General features: G+C 68.1%; 6 protein-coding genes and 1 riboswitch. Of the genes, 4 read left to right on the plus strand and 2 right to left on the minus strand.

Going from position 1 to position 5,799, the window contains the following annotated elements; genetic code table 11:
• Positions 1–181, plus strand: a 181-nt coding sequence (locus FrCorBMG51_RS31385; RefSeq protein ID WP_235433599.1) for a hypothetical protein, incomplete at its 5' end; no start/stop codon positions are given.
• Positions 182–224: 43 nt separating this feature from the next.
• The gene (locus tag FrCorBMG51_RS14940; protein ID WP_076842344.1) at positions 225–1,217 is read left to right on the plus strand and encodes a Gfo/Idh/MocA family protein; all 993 of its coding nucleotides are present in this window, start codon (positions 225–227) and stop codon (positions 1,215–1,217) included.
• A gap of 221 nt (positions 1,218–1,438) precedes the next feature.
• On the opposite strand, the gene FrCorBMG51_RS14945 is transcribed toward FrCorBMG51_RS14940, so the two are convergent.
• Positions 1,439–2,314, minus strand: a complete 876-nt coding sequence (locus FrCorBMG51_RS14945) for a nucleotidyltransferase family protein (protein WP_086055479.1) — start codon at positions 2,312–2,314, stop codon at positions 1,439–1,441.
• A gap of 447 nt (positions 2,315–2,761) precedes the next feature.
• Between FrCorBMG51_RS14945 and FrCorBMG51_RS14950 the strand changes: the two genes are divergently transcribed.
• A complete protein-coding gene (locus FrCorBMG51_RS14950; protein ID WP_047223686.1) occupies positions 2,762–3,484 on the plus strand; it encodes a DivIVA domain-containing protein in 723 nt (240 codons plus the stop codon).
• Between the two features lie 225 nt (positions 3,485–3,709).
• Here FrCorBMG51_RS14950 and FrCorBMG51_RS14955 read toward each other — a convergent pair whose 3' ends face one another.
• On the minus strand, positions 3,710–4,384 hold the full coding sequence (locus tag FrCorBMG51_RS14955) for an O-methyltransferase (RefSeq protein WP_047223687.1): 675 nt from the start codon (positions 4,382–4,384) through the stop codon (positions 3,710–3,712).
• 300 nt (positions 4,385–4,684) lie between these two features.
• On the opposite strand from FrCorBMG51_RS14955, the gene FrCorBMG51_RS14960 reads away from it, so the two are divergent.
• Positions 4,685–5,188: a hypothetical protein gene (locus FrCorBMG51_RS14960; RefSeq protein WP_235433600.1), complete on the plus strand. Its 504-nt coding sequence runs from the start codon at positions 4,685–4,687 to the stop codon at positions 5,186–5,188.
• Between the two features lie 287 nt (positions 5,189–5,475).
• A riboswitch (M-box (ykoK) riboswitch) is annotated at positions 5,476–5,643 on the plus strand.
• Positions 5,644–5,799 lie beyond the last annotated feature (156 nt).

Below are 5,799 nucleotides of genomic sequence, written 5' to 3' on the forward strand. Positions count from 1 at the left end.
TCTTATCTTAGCGGCATTGGTATTGGCCACGCCGGTCGAAGTGACGCAGGTCGCGCGGGAACGCCTCGACACCGGAGGTAGAGTGATCTTACCCAATTTACCAGGAGTGCCCGCGACACCGAATACAGAAACACATTCTGACCGGTTCCAGCCGTCGTCACGATCGGTGCTGTCCGACTGAGCTGGCGGCTGTGCCGGCCACCGAACAGGAAAGGACGGTATCGGTGGATCAGGTGAGGATCGGCATTCTTGGCGCCGCTCGGATCGCCCCGACGGCCATCATGAAACCCGCGGCACGACTGCCGACTGTCGCGGTGGTCGCGGTGGCGGACCGCGATACCGAGCGGGCCGACCGGTTCGCCGAAAAATACGCGGTCCCGGTGGCACACGAATCATACGACGCGCTGCTCGACGATCCCGACGTCGACGCGGTGTACAACCCGCTGCCCAACGCCCTGCACGCGCAGTGGACCCTGCGCGCGATCGAGGCCGGGAAGCACGTGCTGTGCGAGAAACCATTCACCGCCAACGAGGTCGAGGCGCGTGCCGTTGCCGAGGCGGCGGCGTCCGCCGGCGTCGTCGTCACCGAGGCCTTTCACTACCGGTATCACCCGCTGGCGGAGCGTATTCACAAGATCGTGCGGGACGGCAGCATCGGCACGGTGCGCTCGATCCGCACCTGGATGTGTATTCCCTGGCCGCTTTTCGACGACGAGATCCGCTACAGTTACGAGCTCGGCGGCGGTGCCATGATGGATACCGGATGTTATGCCGTCCACTGTATGCGGCTGCTCGGCGCGGGCGAACCGAAGGTCGTGTCGGCGCGCGCCCTGCTGCATGCGCCGCGCATCGACCGCGCCATGACCGCGGAGTTCAGCTTCCCCGACGGCTCGACCGGACGGATCGACTGCTCGCTGTGGTCCCGACGCTTCCTGCGGATCGCCGCCCACGTCACCGGGGACCGCGGCGAGCTGCGGGTCGCCAACTTCGTCCGCCCACATGTTTTCAACCAGATTCGTTGGACAACGCAGGGGCGTACCCGCTGGGAAACGGTTCGTGGGGAAACAACGTTCGACGCCCAGCTGCGTGCTTTCGCCCGCGCGGTGCTGTACGGCGAACCGACACTGACACCGGCCGAGGACGCGGTCGTCACCATGCGCCTCATCGACGATGTCTACCGCACGGCGGGCCTTCCCCCACGCGGGCTCGCCGGCTGACCAGATCGCACGGAAACCACCCCGGCCATCCCCGGCGGCCGGGAGCGGGGACGTCGGAAACACATCGGGAACGCGTCAGGAGCACATCGGCGTCGATGTCAGGAAAGCGAGGGCGGCCGGCACCGGTTATATCGCTGGTGCCGGTGGCACAGTGATTATCTGTATCGCCCGTGCTCACCCCGCTGCCCGTGTTGACGGATCACCTGGATCGCCTGCCGGGATCAGGCCGGCGGGTCGACGCGCGGTGGCCGGCCGCCGCTGCCGGGCGGTGCCAGCGGCCGACCAGCGGACGCGGCCGAACCAGCCGTGGCCGAACCGGACGTGGCTGGTCTGGTCTCGGTCGGGCCTGACGTGCTCGGGCTGGACGTGACCAGCGCCGCCAGGTCGTCGGGGGTGTCGATGTCGTAGGGGGAGCCGGTGTCGTCACAGGGCACCATGACGACCCGGTCCGGATTGGTCCGTAGCCAGGCCCGTGCCCCGACATCACCGTGAGCCAGGGCGGACACCTCGGCCCACACCGTTCTGTGCAGCAGGACCGGGTTGCGCGGTTGCCCGCCGTAGCTGGCGACCGCCGCGACGGCGCCGGCGGCGTGGGCCGCGAGCANGGCGGCGTGGGCCGCGAGCAGCCGGCACACCGCCTCGGCGCCGATCAGCGGCTGGTCGGCCAGCGCGACCACGACCGCCTCGACGCCAGCGTGTCCCGCTGGCCGCTGCCCGCTGTTCCAGCTCTCGCTGTTGCGGCCCCGGCTGTCCTTCCGGCCCCGGCTGTTGCGGCCCCCCTTGGCAGGAGTAGCGGGGCTTCCTTCGTCGGCGGCAAATGCCGTGAGCCCGCGACGCAGCGACGCGCTCATCCCCACCGCCCAGTCAGGTGCCAGGACGACCTGCTCCTCGGGTAGGCCGGTGGATCTGATCACGTCGCTCGCCCGCGCGCCGAGAACCACAAGCACCGGAGCGCATCCACCGTCGGTGAGCATCCGGACGCATCGCTGGACCAGTGGTTCACCACTCAGGGTGACCAGAGCTTTTGGAACGCCGAAGCGACGTCCGGCGCCGGCAGCGAGGACGAGCCCGCCGACGGTACTCGTTGTGACTGTCATCGGCCGCTCCACGTGCTTGCCGATCCAGGGCAGGGCGGGCGTCCACGCCGTCCAGGTCCAGGTCCAGGACCAGAACCAGAACCAAGATCAGGCTGGGACAGGGACGGGTGGCGCCTGCCGGAAGCACCGCGTCCGGTCATCACTGTAACGGGCTGGGCAGGCGAAGTTGGCAATAGAGTTCTATGAATACATGAATAATAATCACAACAAAAATATGAACCGACGCAAAAAGTGATCTGGTCTGCGAGCTCACATTTTCTTGGTCGATGGTTCGCCATACAATCCGGAACGGTGAAACGGTCAATTGCCGACGGCGTTCCACGGGCCATCCGGACGCAGCCAGGGGAGGAAAAAACACGCCCGCCGCACGGGGGGCCGCCCCAGCCGCCCGTATCACCACCTGGCGGCGAGCGCGGTGACGACAGCACCGTCGCCTACCGTCCGATCGTGACGGCTCATGACCTCTGCGTAAAAGCATTCAGCGCGACCCGGCTGCGGCCCGGCTACAGCATGGTCGGTGTCGACGCCCTTCTCGACTGGGCCGCCGCCGAGCTGCGCCGGCTGCACGCCATCGTTCGCGTTGTCGAGAGCGGCGGGACGCCGGAGCCGGCCGAGCTCGTCCCGAGAATAACGCCGACGGAGATCAGGTCGACGAGGTTCAATACGACCAGATTTTTCAGCGGATATCACGAGAGTGAGGTCGGCGACTTCCTCCGGATCGTCGAGCGTGAGTTCGCCAATCTGCACAGGTTCTTCTCCGCGGTGTCCGCCGCCGCCTCGGCGGGCACTTCCTGCGATGATGACCGCTGGGCCGCAGCCCGGCATCGTGGCGGTCCCGGTTCGTTCCATCCCGGTACCACCGGCACGGAGGTGACGGCGAAAACCTTCACGAGAACGCGGTTCCGCGCCGGCTACGACACCGCCCAGGTCGACGCCTTTCTCGGCAGGGTGGGCCGGGAGTTGGACCGCCTGCAGGCGATGGCGGAGTCGGCGCGAGACGGCCACCCGGCGGATACCGCTTCCGTCACGGCAGACCTCACCCCACAGGACATCGTCAACGCCAGGTTCGACTCCACCTGGCTGACGGGTGGATACAGCGAGTACGAGGTCGACGACTTCCTCGACTTCCTCGAGCACGAACTCGCCCGTATCCAGACCTACCTGTCCTGACCGTCTCCTCTCCTCCCCCGAACCCCGATCAGGTGTCGCCAGATCAGGAGAACGAGGGAGCAAGTGGTCGCCAGGGCAGCCGTTTCCGTACTCGATCCCTTGAGCGAGCGGGGACGGGCGCGTAGGGCGTGTCCGACGGATTCTGATGGATGTTCGATCGCGCGGGCGGCGTCCAGGGGTTGGCGCCGGGGCGAGGTTGGCGCCGCCAGGTACGGCTACTGCCAGCTACCGCTTGCGTGCGATGGTCAGGCCGTCCGACACGGCCAGCAGGACGGCCTGTACCCGGTCGTCCACCGCCACCGCCTCGTTGAACGCCTGGATCGCCCGGACGTCCGCGTCCTGGCTCCGCTCGTCGAGTACCTTGCCGTTCTGGAGCACGTTGTCGACGAGGATCAGCCCGCCCGGGCGCAGTCGCGGCACCAGCAGGTCGTAGTAGATCGGGTACGAGGTCTTGTCCGCGTCGATGAGTGCGATGTCGTAGACGGGCTCGGCGGGCAGCGCGGCGATCGTGTCCGCGGCCGGGCCGAGCCGCAGTTCGATCCGGCCGTCCAGGCCGGCGCGCTTCCAGTAGTGACGCGCCAGCGACGTCCACTCCTCGCTCACGTCGCAGCAGAGCAGATGACCGTCATCGGGCAGGCCACGGGCGATGCAGATCGACGAGTATCCGGTGAACGTACCGACTTCGATCGCTCGGCGTGCGCCGGTGCTCGCGGTCAGTATCGTCAGCAGGGCACCGAGTTCGGCGCCGATCTGCATGACGGAGCGTTCCCCGAACTTCTGTCGTGTCTCCGCGAAGAGATCGATCAGCAGTTCGTCCGGCGGTGAGCAGCGCGCCGCGAGATAGGGGTATATGCCGTGCGCCAGAACGGGCGACTGCGCGGTCGGGTCCAGAGCGGACATGCGGCTCAGGCTACCGGCACGTTCCAGTCTCCCGTCTGGTGGGTTACGCACCGTCCGGCGGGTTGTGCCTGTCCGGTGGGCCCCGCCTCGAGTCATGTCCGTTGAATCGCCGATCGCGCGGATCGCCGATCGTGCGGGCAGCACCCGATTTTTATGGGTCGTGTCTGACGTGCGCCGGACGGACACGGCCATCTGCCGGGTGGTCGAGCGTTCCGGCCCGCGGTGGGCGCCGCGCGGATGGTGTTGGTGTCGTCAGGGTGCCGGCGGGGCATTTCACAGGTTGTGAGGACGAACGACCCGGTGCCGACGCCGGCACCGACCATGGCACCGGCACCGGCACCGGTAGCCGCAGCGGCACCGCCTCCAGGCCCGGCGCCGGAGGCGGCGTGGGCGGCCGACCGTACCGCCGCGGAACTCGACGCGGACACGGTCCACGCCGTCGGGAAGATCAGCGAGGCGCTGGAGTGGGTGGAGCGGGCCCGGGGGCACCTCTACGCGTTCCACCAGATGTCCGGCCACGCCGATCTCATGCTCGGATCAGCGTTGGAGGAGTTGGACAACGCCGGTCACGGTGAGATCGCCGAACGGCTTCGCAGGGACCTGCTCGGACGCAACGTCCTCGACGGCCGATGGACCTTCCAGGTCATCGAGGAGTATGACGACGGGTACTACCGGGCCTTTGCCGAGTCCGAGCGGATGGTCCGGGACGTTCTGGCCGGTGGCCGCCGGCATGTGTACGAGGCACGGATGAAGGCGTCCGAACGGGAGCGCGCCGGCCGGCCCGCGTTCGGCCCCGGAGCCTGAACGCCACCCGGGCACCACGCGCTGTGAAGTGCCGCTCATCCGCCGTGTCCGGAGAGAGCCGGAGAGGCGCCGAGAGCTCCGGAGGCTGCGTCGTGCCCGGAGAGACACTGTCCGTGTCCGGGAGGCTCGTCCTCGCTCGAGGCGGCTTGTGCGTACGTTCGGCGCCCTGACGGGGCGTGGTCGCCGCCGGTAGCGGTGTCCAGGCGTGAGGGGCCGATCGGCTCGTGCCGTCAAGGTCACCGTGTCCTGGTTTGACAGCGTCCCGCGCGCGGCGGCACCCTTGGGATGCGGCACCTCGTTCGGTGAGGCGTCTGCACGGACACAGGCCACTGACCCCGAACGTCGAGAGACGCCCCGGGTCAGGACAGCTCTCCCCGGGCTAAGGGGTGGGCCCAGGTGGCTTCCTGGTTGGGATTACGCCGTGCAGTGCCAAAGCTCTGACGAGGAGGGGTGCTCCGCACGTGGGGGTGGGTTCTGGCCTGGCTCTCGTTCGTGCGATCACTCTGTGTGGATGCGGTCTGCGCCTGCGGGCGCCCGGCTGTGAAGGAGGTGGCGGGATGAGTCCCGGTCATAGTCGCTGTCTGTCCTGGACTGGCTCGGCGACCCCCGCC

Source organism: Protofrankia coriariae (assembly GCF_001017755.1).
Classification (GTDB): Bacteria; Actinomycetota; Actinomycetes; order Frankiales; family Frankiaceae; genus Protofrankia; species Protofrankia coriariae.